The 16,682-nt window shown below is 66.3% G+C and carries 19 protein-coding genes; 4 read left to right on the plus strand and 15 right to left on the minus strand.

Features of this window, described 5'->3' with window-relative positions:
- Nucleotides 1-213: 213 nt before the first annotated feature.
- Nucleotides 214-690: a YHS domain-containing (seleno)protein gene (locus ABWV23_RS06605; protein ID WP_353346198.1), complete on the plus strand. Its 477-nt coding sequence runs from the start codon at nt 214-216 to the stop codon at nt 688-690.
- 92 nt (nt 691-782) lie between these two features.
- On the opposite strand, the gene lfb1 is transcribed toward ABWV23_RS06605, so the two are convergent.
- The 4 genes from lfb1 to ABWV23_RS06625 form a co-directional block, all read right to left on the minus strand.
- Nucleotides 783-1,136 (minus strand): LIC10280 family protein, encoded by a 354-nt coding sequence (lfb1, locus tag ABWV23_RS06610; RefSeq protein WP_353346200.1) that lies wholly within the window; start codon nt 1,134-1,136, stop codon nt 783-785.
- Between the two features lie 81 nt (nt 1,137-1,217).
- Nucleotides 1,218-2,588 (minus strand): glutamate--cysteine ligase, encoded by a 1,371-nt coding sequence (locus tag ABWV23_RS06615; RefSeq protein ID WP_353346202.1) that lies wholly within the window; start codon nt 2,586-2,588, stop codon nt 1,218-1,220.
- A 66-nt stretch (nt 2,589-2,654) separates the two neighbouring features.
- The gene (locus tag ABWV23_RS06620; RefSeq protein ID WP_353346204.1) at nt 2,655-3,182 is read right to left on the minus strand and encodes a hypothetical protein; all 528 of its coding nucleotides are present in this window, start codon (nt 3,180-3,182) and stop codon (nt 2,655-2,657) included.
- Nucleotides 3,179-3,901, minus strand: a complete 723-nt coding sequence (locus ABWV23_RS06625; protein ID WP_353346206.1) for a 16S rRNA (uracil(1498)-N(3))-methyltransferase — start codon at nt 3,899-3,901, stop codon at nt 3,179-3,181. Before ABWV23_RS06625 ends, ABWV23_RS06620 begins: the two co-directional genes overlap by 4 nt.
- 12 nt (nt 3,902-3,913) lie before the next feature.
- Between ABWV23_RS06625 and ubiA the strand changes: the two genes are divergently transcribed.
- The 3 genes from ubiA (at nt 3,914) to ABWV23_RS06640 (ending at nt 7,237) form a co-directional block, all read left to right on the plus strand.
- A complete protein-coding gene (ubiA, locus tag ABWV23_RS06630; protein ID WP_353346208.1) occupies nt 3,914-4,888 on the plus strand; it encodes a 4-hydroxybenzoate octaprenyltransferase in 975 nt (324 codons plus the stop codon).
- 64 nt (nt 4,889-4,952) lie between these two features.
- Nucleotides 4,953-6,914 carry an OmpA family protein gene (locus ABWV23_RS06635; RefSeq protein WP_353346210.1) on the plus strand — a complete coding sequence of 654 codons (1,962 nt, stop codon included), beginning with the start codon at nt 4,953-4,955 and terminating at the stop codon, nt 6,912-6,914.
- Nucleotides 6,911-7,237, plus strand: coding sequence for a hypothetical protein (locus tag ABWV23_RS06640; protein ID WP_353346212.1), 327 nt, complete (start codon nt 6,911-6,913; stop codon nt 7,235-7,237). Before ABWV23_RS06635 ends, ABWV23_RS06640 begins: the two co-directional genes overlap by 4 nt.
- Nucleotides 7,238-7,250: 13 nt before the next feature.
- On the opposite strand, the gene ABWV23_RS06645 is transcribed toward ABWV23_RS06640, so the two are convergent.
- The 11 genes from ABWV23_RS06645 to ABWV23_RS06695 form a co-directional block, all read right to left on the minus strand.
- Nucleotides 7,251-7,808 carry a GNAT family N-acetyltransferase gene (locus tag ABWV23_RS06645; RefSeq protein WP_353346214.1) on the minus strand — a complete coding sequence of 186 codons (558 nt, stop codon included), beginning with the start codon at nt 7,806-7,808 and terminating at the stop codon, nt 7,251-7,253.
- Between the two features lie 9 nt (nt 7,809-7,817).
- Nucleotides 7,818-8,261 carry a molybdenum cofactor biosynthesis protein MoaE gene (locus ABWV23_RS06650; RefSeq protein ID WP_353346216.1) on the minus strand — a complete coding sequence of 148 codons (444 nt, stop codon included), beginning with the start codon at nt 8,259-8,261 and terminating at the stop codon, nt 7,818-7,820.
- Nucleotides 8,262-8,264: 3 nt separating this feature from the next.
- Nucleotides 8,265-8,510 carry a molybdopterin converting factor subunit 1 gene (moaD, locus tag ABWV23_RS06655; RefSeq protein WP_353346218.1) on the minus strand — a complete coding sequence of 82 codons (246 nt, stop codon included), beginning with the start codon at nt 8,508-8,510 and terminating at the stop codon, nt 8,265-8,267.
- Nucleotides 8,510-9,181, minus strand: coding sequence for a CDP-diacylglycerol--glycerol-3-phosphate 3-phosphatidyltransferase (pgsA, locus tag ABWV23_RS06660; RefSeq protein ID WP_353346220.1), 672 nt, complete (start codon nt 9,179-9,181; stop codon nt 8,510-8,512). The genes moaD and pgsA overlap by 1 nt, the downstream gene beginning before the upstream one ends.
- A gap of 116 nt (nt 9,182-9,297) precedes the next feature.
- The gene (uvrC, locus tag ABWV23_RS06665; protein WP_353346222.1) at nt 9,298-11,175 is read right to left on the minus strand and encodes an excinuclease ABC subunit UvrC; all 1,878 of its coding nucleotides are present in this window, start codon (nt 11,173-11,175) and stop codon (nt 9,298-9,300) included.
- A 290-nt stretch (nt 11,176-11,465) separates the two neighbouring features.
- Nucleotides 11,466-12,245, minus strand: coding sequence for an SDR family oxidoreductase (locus ABWV23_RS06670; protein ID WP_353346224.1), 780 nt, complete (start codon nt 12,243-12,245; stop codon nt 11,466-11,468).
- A 30-nt stretch (nt 12,246-12,275) separates the two neighbouring features.
- Nucleotides 12,276-13,238, minus strand: a complete 963-nt coding sequence (locus ABWV23_RS06675; RefSeq protein WP_353346226.1) for a calcium/sodium antiporter — start codon at nt 13,236-13,238, stop codon at nt 12,276-12,278.
- Between the two features lie 171 nt (nt 13,239-13,409).
- Nucleotides 13,410-14,207: a S49 family peptidase gene (locus tag ABWV23_RS06680; RefSeq protein ID WP_353346228.1), complete on the minus strand. Its 798-nt coding sequence runs from the start codon at nt 14,205-14,207 to the stop codon at nt 13,410-13,412.
- Nucleotides 14,208-14,312: 105 nt separating this feature from the next.
- Nucleotides 14,313-15,074, minus strand: coding sequence for an ABC transporter permease (locus ABWV23_RS06685; RefSeq protein ID WP_353346230.1), 762 nt, complete (start codon nt 15,072-15,074; stop codon nt 14,313-14,315).
- Complete coding sequence (locus tag ABWV23_RS06690; RefSeq protein WP_353346232.1) at nt 15,071-16,000, minus strand: ABC transporter ATP-binding protein; 930 nt, start codon at nt 15,998-16,000, stop codon at nt 15,071-15,073. The genes ABWV23_RS06685 and ABWV23_RS06690 overlap by 4 nt, the downstream gene beginning before the upstream one ends.
- 89 nt (nt 16,001-16,089) lie before the next feature.
- The gene (locus tag ABWV23_RS06695; RefSeq protein WP_353346234.1) at nt 16,090-16,620 is read right to left on the minus strand and encodes an SRPBCC family protein; all 531 of its coding nucleotides are present in this window, start codon (nt 16,618-16,620) and stop codon (nt 16,090-16,092) included.
- Nucleotides 16,621-16,682 lie beyond the last annotated feature (62 nt).

Genomic DNA, 16,682 nt, shown 5'->3' on the forward strand with positions numbered 1-16,682 from the left:
GTCCCTCCCATGCGCCGCTTTTGGTGAAAGCGGCCGCCGGCGTCCTGCGGCAACCCGTTCACGAGCCGGTCAAAACAGGTTGATTTGAACGTGACGGACAAAGCCCCCAATTGCGTTTGCGTGACGGTCAATTCCGGCCGCACAGCCCAACACCATCCCTCCGGGCGCGGGGTTCGTTGCCGGGCACCGGAACACCTGAGAAAAGGAACACACATGACCAAGATGGGATCTCTGCTTGGCGGTCTGGCGCTTTCGGTCGCCGTCGCAACCTCTGCCTTTGCCGCTGGCGTCGACATCAACGCCTCCTCCACCGGGCTGGCGCTGCAGGGCTATGACCCGGTTTCCTATTTCATCGATGGCGAGGCCACCAAGGGCGATTACACGATCACCACCATCTACGACGAAGCCCTCTATCGCTTTGCCTCCGAAGAGCACAAGGCGCTGTTCGAAGAGAACCCCGAGGCCTACGTGCCGGCCTACGGCGGCTACTGCGCGTTCGGCACCGCCATGGGCTTCAAGTTCGACGGCGATCCGAACAACTGGAAAATCGTCGATGACGTTCTCTACTTGAACCTGTCGGACGACATCCAGGAACGCTGGGAAGGCGACATCCCGGGCTTCATCGAGAAGGCCGATGCCAACTGGACCGACATCGCCGACAAGGATCCGGCGGAACTGCAGAGCAACTAAGCTTTCTTCCCGCCTGAAGATCGGAAACGGCGGCTCCGGGAGCCGCCGTTTTCACGCGTTGCGATGCCCTCACCTCAGGGGGGGGCTGGGGATCAGCGGATCAGCCGTTCGAGCGCGGTGCCGTTGGCCCAGGTGCCGTGCAACTGGCCGCTTGGCATGCGCAGGTAGACGATCGGGTAATCGCTGCCCCAATCGACCCGGATCACGTCGCCGTTGCGGGTGCCGGTGCCATCATAGCTCTGGTTGCCGACGCGCCAGGACATGAATACCGTGGCGCCCTCTTCGCGGATGGTGACCACCCCGCGATAGGCCGAGCCATCGGGGTTGCGCCCCTCGGCCCGGTAATTACCAGCGATGGATTGCGCCGCGACCGGCGCAGCGAGCGTGACCATCCCCGCCGCCAGCCCGGCCAGAGCCGCGCGGCGGCCCCATTTGGTGATGTTCATGCGCTTCCCCCCCTGTTGCAACGGTGGGGACAGTCTGGCCCGGATCGGACCGTCTGTCACGCATTCAGGGGGCGTGATGGTTCAGTAGGCAAAGGCCTCGTAGATCCGGTCGAGATCGCCGTTCCAGTCGCCGTTGTAGTGCTGCAACAGTTCGTCGGCCGGGGTCATGCCGGTTTCGACGCTATCCTCGAGCGCGTGCAGGAAATGGCGTTCGTCCTGCACCATGCCGCCGAGGCCCGGGCGTGCGCGGGCCTTGAGGCCGGAGCGGGCGATGTCGATCACCTGCACCGCCAGATCGTTCATCCGGCGCCCACCGACCTCGGCCTGAAGCCCATCCTTGGCCGCGGCCAGACGCCATGCCTCGCGGGTCTCGGCATCCCAGCCCTTGACCAGGTCCCAGGCCGCGTCCAGCGCCCCCTGGTCATAGGTCAGCCCGACCCAGAAGGCCGGCAGTGCGCAGAGCCTGCGCCACGGGCCGCCATCGGCGCCGCGCATCTCGATGAATTTCTTCAGCCGCGCCTCGGGGAAGGCCGTTGTCAGGTGATCGGCCCAGTCGCTGAGCGTGGGTTTCTCGCCCGGCAGCGCCGGCAGCTCGCCCTTGAGGAAATCGCGGAACGACTGACCCAGCGCGTCGATGTACTGGCCGTCGCGGTAGACGAAATACATCGGCACATCGAGCATGTACTCGACCCAACGTTCGAACCCGAAGCCCTCGTCAAAGACGAAGGGCACCATGCCGGTGCGGGCCGGGTCGAGATGCTGCCAGACCCAGGAGCGATAGGATTTCATGCCGTTGGGCTTGCCCTCGAAGAACGGAGAATTGGCGAACAGCGCTGTGGCGACCGGTTGCAGCGCGATGGCGACGCGCATTTTCTGCACCATGTCGGCCTCGGAGCCGAAGTCGAGGTTCACCTGCACCGTGCAGGTGCGCCGCATCATGGTGGTGCCGGTGGTGCCGACCTTGTCCATGTAGGCGTTCATCAGCTTGTAGCGGCCCTTGGGCATCAGCGGCATCTGGTCGTGGGTCCAGATCGGCGCGGCACCCAGCCCGATGAAGCCGACGCCGATCTCGTCGGCGATGTCCTTGACCTCGCGCAGGTGCTCGTTCACCTCGTCGCAGGTCTGGTGGATGGTCTCCAGCGGGGCACCCGACAGTTCCAGCGCGCCGCCGGGTTCCAGCGAGACGTTGGCGCCGTCCTTTTCCAGCCCGATCAGGTGATCGCCCTCGCGGACCTCGGCCCAGCCATAGCGGTCGCGCAGCCCCTCGAGCACGGCACGGATCGACCGTTCGCCGTCATAGGGCAGCGGTTTGTGCGTGTCCTTGCAATAACCGAACTTCTCGTGTTCGGTGCCGATGCGCCAATCTTCCTTGGGCTTGCAGCCGTCGGCCAGGTATTCGGCCAGTTGTTCATGCCGCTCGATCGGGCCACCGCCGGTCTGGGGGATGGACATACGCGCACTCCGATGCTGCTTGCTCTCGTTTCCGGGGGGCAGTCGTGCGGTGAAATGGCGGCACTGTCAATGCAGCCTTTGGTGCGCGGGGCGCATCGGGCGGCGTTCCCAGATCACGACTGCATGAGCGTTGTCACGTTTCAGCTCGGCCAGCATGCGTTCGGTGCGCAATCCCGGCAGCGCGGCGAAGACGTCGAACAGGTCCTGTGCGCCCTCGGCGTTGACCGGGATCTGCAGCATAGGATGGCCCGGTTGTTCCAGCCCCCAATGGGCCGGGCGCGTGGTGGGGTCGAGCACCAGCCGTTCGAGATCCATGACCGAGACCGAGCCGCCGGACAGCGGCCCCATGTAGGTGATCTCGCCCTCGTCCACCAGAACGACGCCGGGCCCCCGGCCGGTGCTGCGGAACCGGCCGCGCTGTATCCCGATCACGGCGAGACCGGCCCCGGCGGGCACCATCAGCCAGCCGATCCAGCCCATCAGCCCGCCCACCGAAAGCGCCCAGTAGAGGCCCAGCGCGACCGCCGCCAATCCGATCAGCGCCTCGTGCCAGCGGGCGAGTGCCGTGCGGACCTCGGGGCGGATGAAACTCATGCCCAGTCCCCCAGCGCCCGCTGCCAGAGCGTCATCGCGGCCACGGCGGCGGTGTCGGCGCGCAGGATGCGCGGGCCAAGCGCGACGACATGTGCCTGCGGCAGGGCGTGCAGCCGTTTGCGCTCGGCGTCGGAAAACCCGCCCTCGGGGCCGATCAGGATCGCCCAGGGGCCGGGCGCGGCATCGGCAAGGCTTTTTTTCGCGCCGACCTCGGCCTCGTCGCAGAACATCAGCTGCCGCTCGTCGGGCCAATCGGCGAGCAGCCGGTCGAGTTTGTGCAGATCGGTCACCTCGGGCACATAGGTGCCGCCGCATTGTTCGGCCGCTTCGATGGCGTGGGCCTGCAGCCGGTCCTGCCGAATGCGGTCGGAATTGGTGAAATCGGTCTGCACGGGAATGATCCGCGCCGCCCCCATCTCGGCCGCCTTCTCGACGATGAAATCGGTACGCGCCTTCTTGATCGGCGCGAAGATCAGCCAGAGATCGGGCGGCATCTGAAGCGGACGGGTCTGCGCCGCGCAGGTCAACACGCCGCCGCGCTTGCCGGCCTCGGCCACCTCGGCGCGCCATTCGCCGTCGCGCCCGTTGAACAGGGCCACCGGGGCACCCGGCCCCAAACGCATCACCCCGAAGAGGTAATGCGCCTGCTCCCGCGTCAGAGGAACCGATTGCCCCGCCCCCAGCGGGTGCTCTACATACAGCCTGACCTTTGCCTTCATGCGAGACTACATATGCAACCTCACAGCCCGACGCCAGATGCGACCGCCAGCGGACAGGTGGCCGATGCGGTCAGGGGCAACTGGGTCGACCGACTGGCACCGGAAGCGACGCGCCCCTATCTGCGGCTGAGCCGCGCCGACCGGCCGATCGGCACCTGGCTGCTGTTGCTGCCGTGCTGGTGGGGGCTGGCGCTGGGGATGCTGTGGGACCAGTCGCCGCGCTGGGAGGATCTGTGGATCTTTGTCGGCTGCGGCCTCGGGGCCTGGCTGATGCGCGGGGCCGGTTGTACCTGGAACGACATCACCGACCGCGACATCGACGGCAGCGTCGAGCGCACCCGATCGCGGCCGATCCCCTCGGGGCAGGTCAGCGTCAAGCAGGCCGTCGCCTACATGGGCGCACAGGCGCTGGTGGCCTTCGCGATCCTGCTCACCCTCAACTGGGCAGCGATCGGGCTGGGGTTCCTGTCGTTGCTGCCGGTGGCGGTCTATCCCTTTGCCAAGCGGTTCACCTGGTGGCCGCAGGTATTCCTGGGGCTGGCTTTCAACTGGGGCGCGCTGCTGGCCTGGACGGCGCATACCGGATCGCTGCACTGGGCGCCGGTAATCCTTTATCTCGCGGGGATCTGCTGGACGGTTTTCTATGACACGATCTACGCCCACCAGGACGCCGAGGACGACGCGCTGATCGGGGTGAAATCCACCGCCCGGCTGTTCGGCAGCCAAAGCCCGCGCCGGTTGCGCCAGTTCCTGGTGGCCACGGTGGCGCTGATGGCGGTGGCGGTGATCGTGGCGGTGGAACCGCGCGGATCGCTGGCGGCGCTGGTGATCGCGCTGGCCGGGCCCTGGGCGATGGGCTGGCACATGCTGTGGCAGCTGCGCCGGTTCGACCCCGATGACAACCCCGGCTTGCTGCGGCTGTTCCGGGCCAACCGCGACACCGGCTTGATTCCGCTCATCTTCTTCCTGGCGGCCGTGCTGGCATGATTGCGCGCCGCGTGGCCGGCCTGTATGACTCCCGCGACCTGAAAAGCTGAAGAACGAACCCTTGATGCGCCTCTCTTCCCTGTTCGCCGTCGGCCTGACCTTTGTTGCCGCGGCCATCCTCTGCCTTGTCGCGGCGGGTTTCGCGGTTTCGGCGGTCGAGGATTCGACCGAGATCGGCGTGCGCCAGTCGCTGGACAAGGCCGGTCATCACTGGGCCGAGGTCGAGGCCGACGGGCTGCGCGTGATCCTGGCCGGGACCGCCCCGGACGAGGCCACGCGGTTCAACGCCATCACCGTCGCCGGCGAGGTGGTGGATGCCGCCCGCGTCATCGACGAAATGCACATCACCCCGACCGAGGACCTGACGCCGCCGCGCTTCTCCGCCGAGGTGCTGCGCAACGACAGCGGCATCTCGATCATCGGGCTGGTGCCCGCCAGCACCGACCGCGCCGACCTGCTGGACGACCTGGAGGACATCGCCGGGACGGGCAAGGTGGCCGATTTCCTGGAAACCGCCGATTACCCGGTGCCCGAGGGATGGGCCGACGCGATGCGCTTCGCGATGGTTGCCCTGGCTGAACTGCCGCGCTCGAAAATCTCGGTCGAGGCCGGACAGGTGGAGATCACCGCCATCGCCGACAGCCGCGAGGACAAGAGCGCGCTGGAACGCAAGCTGACCCGCGCCGCGCCGGCCGGGCTGCGGCTGGGGCTGGAGATTGCCGCGCCGCGCCCGGTGATCACGCCGTTCTCGCTGCGCTACATCATCGACGAGGACGGAGGGCGATTCGATGCCTGTTCCGCCGAGACCGAGGCGGCCCGCGACCGTATCCTGGCCGCCGCCCGCGCCGCCGGGATGAGCGGTACGGCCACCTGCACCATCGGGCTGGGCGTGCCCTCGCCCAACTGGGCGCGCGCGGCGGAACTGAGCCTGTCGGCGCTGTCACGGCTGGGGGCGGGGTCGGTCACCTTTGCCGATGCCGACATCACGCTTGTCGCGGCCCAGGGCACCAACGAGGGGCTGTTCGACGAGGTCGTGGGCGAGCTTGAGAACGACCTGCCGGAGGTCTTCGCGCTGCACGCCGTCCTGCCCGCCCCGGCGGATGACGGCACCGGCGGCCCGCCGGAGTTCACCGCGACCCGCAGCCCCGAGGGGCTGGTGCAGCTGCGCGGCCGGTTGAGCGACGAGAGCCTGCGCCGCATGGCCGAGAGCTATGCCCAGGCGCGGTTCGGCTCGGAAAGCGTGTACACCGCCGCGCGCATCGTCGAGGATCTGCCGGCGGACTGGCCGGTGCGGGTTCTCTCCGGCCTCGAGGCGCTGTCGAAACTGGCCAACGGGGCGGTCACGGTACTGCCCGACACGGTGCACCTGCGCGGCATCACCCATGACGAAGAGGCCAAGGCCGAGATCGCCGGTCTGCTGTCGGACAAGCTGGGCGAGGCCGAGGACTTTACCTTGGATATCACCTATGTCGCGCCACCGGAGCCGGAGGACAAAGCGCCGGACCCCGAGGAATGCGAACGCCGGCTGAGCGCCGCGCAGCAGGACGGCAAGATCACCTTTGAGCCGGGATCGGCCACCATCGCCGCCGCCTCGCAGGACATCATGAACCGGATCGCGGACATCCTGACCGATTGCCAGGAACTCCGGCTGGAGATCCAGGGGCACACCGACAGCCAGGGCCGCGAGGAGATGAACCTCAACCTCAGCCAGGCCCGGGCGCAATCGGTGCTGAACGAGTTGCGGGCGCGCCGCGTTCTGACCTCTACCTATGTTGCGGTCGGTTATGGCGAGACCCGCCCGATCGCCCCCAACGACACCGAGGAAGGCCGCGAGGCGAACCGCCGGATCGAGTTCCGCCTGATCCGGATCGAACCGACGGCGGAGGAGCAGAGCACGCTGGACGCCGTGGCCGCAGACACCGCCCCCGGGGACACCGAGACAGAAGAGCACGGCAACACGGAGCCGGTTATGGAAACCGGGTCGCAGGCGGAAGACATGCCCGCCGCCCGAGAGGAGACGGAATGAACAGAACCGAGTTCATCATAACCACGGCGATCATCCTGTTCGTCGCCTTTGCCGTCGGCTGGTTCGCCCATTGGCTGGTGCACCGGTTCACCCGCGTGAACCCAAGCGACGTGGCCGACCTCGACCGGATGAGCCAGCAACTGCACGAGGCCGAGGAGACCCGCGACCAGGCGATCACCTACCTGCAGCAGCGCGAGGCGGAACTGACCAACCAGCTGACCCAGACCGAGGCGGAACTGAAGGCCGCGATGGACGGGCTGCGGGATGCCCGTCAGGAGGCAGAAGAACTGCGCGTGCAGCTGGAGCCTGCCGCCCGGGGCTGATCGCCCCGCCGCGTCATTCCGCCCAGAGGTCCGGCCTGTCAAGCGCCGGCGCGCAGCCCAGCCTCGCGCCGGCGATCCTGTCCAACGCATCCGGCGACAGAGCCCGCACCATCCAGGCGTCGGCCTGCGCGGTCGGGATGGGATAGGGCGCGGAAACGGTCCGGCAGGGCCGGAACCCGTACCGGGGATAATAGCCCGGATGCCCCAGCACGAAGACCAGGTCGCAGCCCTGATCGCGCAACCGGGTCAGCCCCTCGCGGATCAGCCGGCCACCGATGCCCTGCCCCTGCGCCTTCGGGTGGACGGCGAGTGGCGACAGCAGGGCGGCCATGATCCCGCCTGGATCGGGGGCGAGCGTGGCCCTGGTGAACAGGATATGTCCCAAGGGGTGACCGTCGCGCCGAGCCAGCAGCGACAGGCGCGGCTGCGCGGAGGCGTCGTCCAGCAGGACAGCAACCAGATCCGCGATCAGCTGCCCCTCCCCCGGCCCGAAGGCAGCGCTGTGAAGATCCAGCACCGCCGCATGGTCCGCCGGTCGGGTCGGGCGAATGGACAGGGGGCGCCCCGTCATTGCCCCCCCTCACCAGCGGTCGAGGGCGTCTTCGTCCTCGGCCTTGGCCGCGACCCATTCGGCCCCGCCGGCGGCGATTTCCTTTTTCCAGAACGGCGCGCGGGATTTCAGGTAATCCATCAGGTATTCGGCGGCCTCGAAGGCATGGGTGCGATGCGGCGCAGCGGTGGCGACCATCATGATCATCTCACCCGGCCGCAACCGCCCGTGGCGGTGGATCACCAGCACATCGCAAAGCGCCCAGCGGTGCGCCGCCTCTTCGGCGATGGCGGTGATCGCCTTTTCGGTCATGCCCGGGTAATGCTCGATCTCCATCGCCTCGAGCCCGCCTTGCGGCAGGTCCCGCACCACGCCGGTAAAGGTGACGACGGCACCGGCCCCGGTGACGCCCGCGGCGAAACCGTTGGCCTCGGCCCCCAGGTCGAACGGCGCGCTCTGGACCGAAACACGCATGGCTCAGCCGCCCGTCATCGGGGGAAAGAACGCCACCTCGCGCACGCCGGCCAACGGCGCGTCGAAATCCGACAGTTCCTGGTCCAGCGCCACGCGCAGCGCCGCAAGATCGGCAAAGGCGGCGGCGTAGCGGTCTTCCCGCGCGCTCAGCTCATTGACCAGATCCGAGACTGTGGCCGCCCCGGTTTCGACCGTCTCGCGCGGCAGCCCGATGCGTTCACGCACCCAGGCGAAATAGAGAACATCCATCAGCGCGTCTCCCTCAGATGCGGCAATGCCTTACGTAGGTAGTCGGCGCCGGTGATCAACGTCAGCGCCGCCGCGATCCACAACAGCCAAAGCCCCAGCCGCCCGGACCAGACCATGCCATCATACATCAGGCGCAGCCCGTACAGGTCCTCGGTCTCGCCGTTCAGGACCTGCTGCAACAGCGCCTCGTCCATGCCCCAGGACTTCATCACCAGATGATGCTCGAAAATCCCCTGCGAGAACAGGGTGGCGATGGCGATCATCTGGGCGGTGGTCTTCCATTTGGCCAGCTTCGTCACCTTGAGCGTGCCGGCGGTGTCGCCCAAGTACTCGCGCAGGCCGGAAACGAAGACCTCGCGGAACAGGATCACGGTGGCCGGAAGCACCAGCCACGGGGTCCAGTGTTCGGCAGCATAGCCCACCAGGATCATCAGCGCGATCACAACCATCGCCTTGTCGGCAATCGGATCGAGCATCGCCCCCATCTTGGTTTCCTGTTTCCAGGCCCGCGCCAGGTAACCGTCGAACCAATCGGTCGCCGCCGCGCCGACGAAGAGCACGAGGGCGTACCAGTCGGCATAGGGGCGCGAAAAATAAAGGAACATGACGGCCAGTCCGGGGGCCGCCAGAAGCCGAAGCAGGGTCAGGATATTGGGCAGGTTCCAACGCATGTCCGGACCCTATACCGGAGGTCTGGGATGTAAAAGCGGGGCGCAGCAGAAATCTGCCCGTTCCGGACCGATGCCTCCGGCGGGAGTATTTGCAAAGAGAAGAAGCCGGCCGGCGGTCAGCCGTTCTCGTGGAAAAAGCCGTAGATCTTCTCGGCCAGCGAGTCCGAGATCCCCTCGACCGCCTTGAGATCGGCGAGGTTGGCGCGGCTGACCGCTTTGGCGGACCCGAAATGGGCCAGCAGAGCGCGTTTGCGGGTGGCCCCGACCCCGGCGATATCGTCAAGCGGGGTGGCCCCGACCGCCTTGGCCCGCTTGGCCCGGTGGGTGCCGATGGCAAAGCGGTGCGCCTCGTCGCGCAGGCGCTGGACGAAGTAGAGCACCGGATCGTTCATCCGCAGGGCAAAGGGGCGCTGGCCGGGGCGATGGAATTCTTCTTTCCCGTGGTCCCGGTCGACCCCCTTGGCGACCCCGACCATCGGGATGTCCTCGACCCCGTGCTCCTCCATGATCTCGCGCACGGCGCTGACCTGCCCGGCGCCGCCGTCGATCAGCAGCAGGTCGGGCCAGAGCCCCTTGTTGCGGTCGGGATCCTCTTTCAACAGGCGGGAAAAGCGACGTGTCAGCACCTCTTTCATCATGCCGAAATCATCGCCCGGGGTCAGGTTGTCGCCGCGGATGTTGAACTTGCGGTAGCTGTTCTTCATGAACCCGTCGGGGCCGGCCACGATCATGCCGCCGACCGCGTTGGTGCCCTGGATGTGCGAGTTGTCGTAGACCTCGATCCGCTGCGGCGGGCCGTCCAGCCCGAAGGCCTCGGCCAACCCCTGCAACAGCTTGGTCTGGGTGGCTCTCTCGGCCATGCGGCGGGCCAGACTTTCACGCGCGTTGCGCAGGGCACCCGAGACCAGCTCGGCCTTTTCGCCGCGCTGGGGGACCAGGATCTCGACCTTGCGGCCGGCCTTTTCCGACAGCGCCTCGGTCATCAGGTCGGCGTTCTCGATCGCGTCGGAGAGGATCAGTTGACGCGGCGGTTCCTTGTTGTCGTAGAACTGGCCGAGAAAGGCCTCCATCGCCTCGGCCGGGGACACATCGGCACCGACGCGCGGATAGAAATCGCGGTTGCCCCAGTTCTGGTTGGCGCGGATGAAGAACACCTGCACGCAGGCCTGTCCGCCCTCCATGTGCAGCGCGATCACGTCGGCCTCGGAAACGCCGCGCGGGTTGATGCCCTGCGCCGTCTGCACGCTGGTCAGCGCACGGATGCGATCACGCAGCGCGGCGGCGCGTTCGAATTCCATCGCGTCCGAGGCCGCCTGCATCTGTTCGGCAAGCTCCTCCTGCACGCGGGTCGAGCGACCGGAGAGGAACCGTTCGGCATCGCGGACGCTTTCGGCGTAATCCGCCTGCGCAATCAGCCCGACGCAGGGGCCGGAACAGCGCTTGATCTGGTACAACAGGCAGGGCCGCGTGCGGCTTTCGAACATCGCGTCGGTGCAGTTGCGCAGCAGGAATGCCTTTTGCAGCTGGTTCAGCGTGCGGTTCACCGCCCCCGCGCTGGCAAAGGGGCCGAAATAGCTGCCCTTCTCCTTTTTCGCGCCGCGATGCTTCTTGATCTGGGGAAAGGCGTGGTCCTTGGCGACGAGGATATTGGGAAAGCTTTTGTCGTCGCGCAGCAGTACGTTGTATTTCGGCTTGAGCTGCTTGATCAGGTTCTGTTCCAGCAGCAGCGCCTCGGTCTCGGTGCGCGTGGTCAGGAACATCATCGAGGCGGTCTCGCGGATCATCCGGGCAATGCGCGGGGTGTGACCGGTGGGCCGGGCATAGCTGGAGACGCGGGCGCGCAGGTTGCGCGCCTTGCCGACGTAGAGAATCCGCGCCTGGGCATCGAGCATCCGATACACCCCCGGCGACCCGTCGAGGGTTTTCAGATAGCCCTGGATGCAGGCATGACCGGTCTGGCGCGGCTGGTCGGCGGTGTCGGTCGACTCGCTCATGTTACAGAATTATGATTCTCCGTCCGGGGCTGCAATGCTGCCGGCTCGCTTTCAAGGGCAAACAAATCCACCGAACCTGTGGACAAGTCTGAAGATAACTTCAAGGCAACGCGAAAATTTCGTTGTTCCATGGGCGGTTCGTTGATTTGCCTAAAATTTAGGCAGTTTATCAAGGTGCTGAAATAACTTGATATTTTTCTCACATTCCGCCAAGTGAATGAAATATAAAGCGTTTTCCTGACGCCACAGTCACGCGGCCGTGACCAGTGCAAAACTCTCGAGGCACGCGTTCATTCCACCCCCAGGACATCCGGGGTCTGCCACCCCAGGTGTTGCCCCCCATCAATGCAGAGCAACTGGCCGGTCACCGCGGGTGCGTCCAGAAAGTACCCCAGCGCGGCGGTGATATCGTCGCAATTGGCCCCACGCCCGGCGATCGTGTTGGCCCGCTGGGCGGCAAAATGGGCGTCGGATTGGCGATGGCCCTGAAGGGTGGGACCCGGCCCGATCGCGTTGACGCGGATCGCCGGGGCCAGCGCCTGGGCGGTGGTACGGGTCATCGCCCAGAGCCCCATCTTGGCGATGGTATAGGTCATGAACTCCGGCGTCAGCTTGCGCACGCGCTGGTCGATCATGTTCACGATCAGACCGGTCGCCAGCGGCTCGCCCGCGGCGTCCCGCGTCGGTTCCAACCCCTGCGCCGCCATCGCCTGGGTCAGCACGAAAGGGGCGCGCAGGTTGCTTTCCATGTGCCTGTCCCAGCTTTCGCGGGTGGCGGTGGACACGGTGTCATACTCGAAGATCGAGGCGTTGTTGACCAAACAGGTGATCGGACCGCCCAGCGCCTCGGCCGCCGTCGGCAGCAGCTCGGTGGTCTGTTCCTCGTGCAGGAGATCCGCCGACAGCGTTACCGCGTTTCGGCCCAGCACGCGGATCTCGGCGGCGGTCTGCTCGGCCCCCTCGCGCGATCGGGCATAATGCACCGCGACATCGTGGCCACGCCGCGCCAGATAAAGCGCCATGGCCCGACCCAGCCGCATCCCGGCCCCCGTGACAAGACAGCGTGACATCGCGTTGCCCCCGTTCCCCAGCGCGGCAGGCTACATCAGCACTGCGGCGATATAGACGATATATAAAGCACTCAGCCCGAAGCCCCACAACCGGGTTATGTCGCGGCGGAAGAACACGAAAGGCACCAGCAAGAGCGACGCGCCCAGCATCACCCAGAGATCGAAGCGCAGGAACTCCGGATCGACCGGGATCGGCCCGAACAGCGTGGCAAGCCCGATGATCGCAAGCAGGTTGAACATGTTCGACCCGATCACGTTGCCCAGCGCCACGTCGGCCTGGCGACGCAGCGCCGCCATCACCGTTGTCGCCAGTTCCGGCAGAGAGGTGCCCAGCGCCACCAGCGTGAGTCCGATCACCGTGTCACTGACGCCATAGGTGCGGGCGATGATCGTGGCATTCTCGACCAGCAGGTTGGCGCCCAGCGGCAGCCCGATCAGCCCCAGCCCGATATAGATGCCGATGCGCCAGAACGGCATGTTCGGATCGGCATCCTCCAGCGCCTCGAGAAGCTCTTCGGCCTCCTGTTCCTTTTGCCCATTGCGCCGATGGCTCAGGGCATCGCGGAGCTGGTCCCACAGAACCAGCGCCAGAACCAGCAGCAGCAGCAGCCCGGTCCACAGCGTGAAGTCGCCCAGCATCGCCAGGGCGATGAACAGGATCGAGGCCGCAAGCATGAAGAGATAGGTTTTCCGGCTGTCGCATTCGCTGGTGTGCATGCGGGCAAGGATTGCCGGGATACCCAGCACCAGCAGGATGTTCGCCGTGTTCGATCCCACCACGTTGCCCAGCGCGATGCCCGGCGCGTGATCCAGCACGGCCCGGATCGAGATCAGAAGTTCGGGCGCCGAGGTGCCGAAGGCCACGATCGTCAGGCTGACGATCAGCGCCGGCACCCCCAGCCGCAGGCTGAGGTTGACCGCGCCACGTACCAGAGAGTCGCCCGCCAACAGAAGAATGACCAGACCCAGCCCGACCAGAATCCAAGGCATCATGAGTGTCGTCCCTTGTGGCCACAGTCGCACGGTCCCTTGCCGATGCGGAACCGACCGCACCGCGGGCAGCGCGCCGAGGCGATCTTGTCCTGCCCCGGAAATCGCAATTTTCCGAACATCGCCAGAACCACCATCGCGACGAGGAAGAGAGAAACGATCTTCACAATCACGTCAGAGGCCAAAACGCGCAAAGGCCGCGCGCTCCTCGATCCCGAACAGGGCGTCCTGCGCCATCTGCGCGCCGAAGCGCGACCAGACCGGGCGGCGCATGGCATAGCGGCGGAACTGCACCTTTTTCCCGAATTGCTCCTGCATCCTGGGCTTCAGGTGGCCGATCCCGTCGATCAGCCCCAGCGCCGTGGCCCGTTGGGCGGCCCAGATCTCGCCGGTGAAAAGGTCGGCCTCGCCGTTCAGCTTGGCGCCCCGGCGTGACTTGACGTGGGCGATGAAATTCTCGTGCAGGTCATCCAGGATGACCCGGAGCCGCGCCACGTCCTCGGGGTTTTCCGGGCGGAACGGGTCGAGCATGGATTTGGACTCGCCGGCGGTATAGACGCGTCGTTCGACGCCTTGCCGCGCCAGCAGCACATGCGCCCCGAACCCCGATGAAATCACCCCGATCGACCCGACGATCGAACTCGCATCGGCCCAGATCTCGTCCGCGGCCACGGCCAGCCAATAGCCACCGGAGGCGGCGAGATCCTCGACAAAGGCATAGACCGGCACCTTGGTCTCGTCCGACAGGCGGCGGATGCGGGCCGCGATCAGCGAGGATTGCACCGGCGATCCGCCGGGCGAGTTGATCTCGAGCGCGACGGCGGCCGGCTTGCCGCGGCGAAACGCCCTTTCCAGCAGCGGCGCCAGCGCGGCATCGTTCAGCGTGCTGCGCCCTCCGGTGCCGATCATGCCGGTCAGGCGAACCACCGACACCAGTGGCGGGTTCTTGATGAAGGGAAAGCGCAGGTTCATGCAATCCGATGTAGAATGCCCCCCCCGAACAAACAAGACGCCGGTGCCGCAGAAACATCCTCTACGGGGATTTCACGCCACGTCCGCCCGCAAGACGCGCATCGGTCAGTTGCGCAACCGCCAACCGGTCCGGAAAATCCACCAGATGACGCAAAGGCACAGGCAGGTAAATCCGCCGATCGCCAACAGACTGAGCCCCACCGGCACGTCGGAGGTATCGAAGAACGCCCAGCGGAACCCCGAGATCAGGTAGACCACCGGGTTGAACAGGGTGATGGTCTGCCAGACCGGCGGCAGCATGGAGATCGAGTAGAAGGAGCCGCCAAGGAACACCAGCGGCGTCACCACCAGCAGCGGCACCAGTTGAAGTTGCTCGAAGTTCCGCGCCCAGATCCCGATGATGAAGCCCATCAGCGCGAAGCTGAGACAGGTAAGAAGCAGGAACATCACCATCGCCAGGGGGTGCGCGATGCGCAGCTCGACGAAGAACGCGGCGGTGCACAGGATCACCGTGCCGATGAACAGCGCCTTGCTGGCCGCCGCGCCGACATAGCCCATGACGATTTCCAGGAAACTCACCGGTGCCGACAGCAATTCGTAGACGGTGCCGATGAACTTGGGGAAATAGATCCCGAAAGAGGCGTTCGAGATCGCCTGCGTCATCACCGACAGCATGATCAGCCCCGGCACGATGAAGGCGCCGTAACTGATGCCCTCGACCTGGTCGATGCGGCTGCCGATGGCGGTGCCGAACACCACGAAGTACAGCGATGTCGACAGCACCGGCGACAGAAAGCTTTGCAGCAGCGTACGAAAGAACCGCGACATCTCGAAACGATAGATGGCGGAGACGGCGCCCCAGTTCATGGCCGGCCCTCCGATACCAGGTCGACAAAGATCTCTTCCAGGCTGCTTTCGCGCGTCTTCACGTCGCGCAGCACCAGCCCGGCGGCGGCGACGTCGTTGAGCAGCTGGGTGACGCCGGTGCGTTCGGCCTGGGTGTCGTATTCGTAGACCAGCGTATCGCCGTCCCCGGCAAGCGTCAGATCGTGCGCGGCGAGTTCCGCCGGCACCCTGTCCACCGGCGCGCTCAACAGCACCTCGATCCGCTTCTTGCCCAGGCGGGCCATCAGCGTGGCCTTGTCCTCGACCAGCAGCAGCTCGCCACCGCTGATCACGCCGACGCGGTCGGCGATCGCCTCGGCCTCTTCGATGTAATGGGTGGTCAGGATGATGGTCACGCCGCTGGCCTTCAACTCGGCCACGGTGTCCCACATGTCCTTGCGCAGTTCCACGTCGACCCCGGCGGTCGGTTCGTCGAGAAACAACACCCGGGGCTCATGCGCCAGCGCCTTGGCGATCAGCACCCGGCGCTTCATGCCGCCCGAGAGTTCCTTGACCTGGGCGTCGCGCTTGTCCCACAGCGACAGCCGGCGCAGGATGCGTTCGATCAGCGCCTCGTCGCGCGGGCGCCCGAACAGACCGCGCGAGAAGCGGACCGTCCGGATCACCTTTTCGAAAGGTTCCAGCGCCACCTCCTGCGGGACCAGCCCGATCATCGCGCGGGCGGCACGAAACGCGCTGACGATGTCGTGCCCACCCACGGTGATCTGGCCCGAGGTCGGCGTGGTAATGCCACAGACGGTCGAAATCAGCGTCGTCTTGCCGGCGCCGTTGGGTCCCAGCAGCGCGAGGATCTCGCCCTGTTCGATTTCCAGCGAGACCCCCTTGAGGGCCTCGAACCCGCCGTCATAGCGTTTGCGCAGATCGCGGATGGACAGGATTGCGGACATGACATCTCCCCCTTCGCGCGGACCCTAATGCGGGCCGGCACGACAGAACAGCGCCCCCGCGCACAGGCGGCTGCGCGCATGTGCAGGGATCACTCGCGGCCGGTGACGCGCTTGAACCAGCCCTTTTTCTCGCCGGTTTTCTCGCCCTCAGCCGCCTCGTCCGCCGGTTCTTCACCGCCGCCCTCGATGCGGGTCTGCAGGTTCTGAAAGAACTGGTCGGCCATCTTCTTGGCGAACCCGTCGATCAGCCGGCTGCCCAACTGGGCCAGCTTGCCGCCGACCTTGGCCTCGACCTCGTAGGACAGCAGCGTCGCCCCCTCGCCCGCCGGGGCGAGCGTCACGGTGGCGCCGCCCTTGGCGAACCCGGCCGCGCCGCCCTTGCCCTCGCCCGTGATGGTCAGTTTCTCGTTCTCGACCAGGTCCGACATGGTCACCTGTCCCTTGAAGGTGGCCTTCACCGGGCCGACCTTCTGCGTCACCGTGGCGGTATAGCCGTCCTGCGGATTGCCCTCGACTTCCGAGGCGCCGGGCACACAGGCCTTGAGCATCTCCGGATCGAGGATGGCGGCATAGACGGTGGCCGGATCGGCCTTGATCTCGCGGTCGTCGCTCATGTGCATGGCGCGCTGTCTCCCTGTTCCTCTGACTCCGGTGTAACCGACAGCGCGGGGCGGGCCAAGCA

The organism is Aquicoccus sp. SU-CL01552 (assembly GCF_040365005.1).
Classification (GTDB): domain Bacteria; phylum Pseudomonadota; class Alphaproteobacteria; order Rhodobacterales; family Rhodobacteraceae; genus Antarcticimicrobium.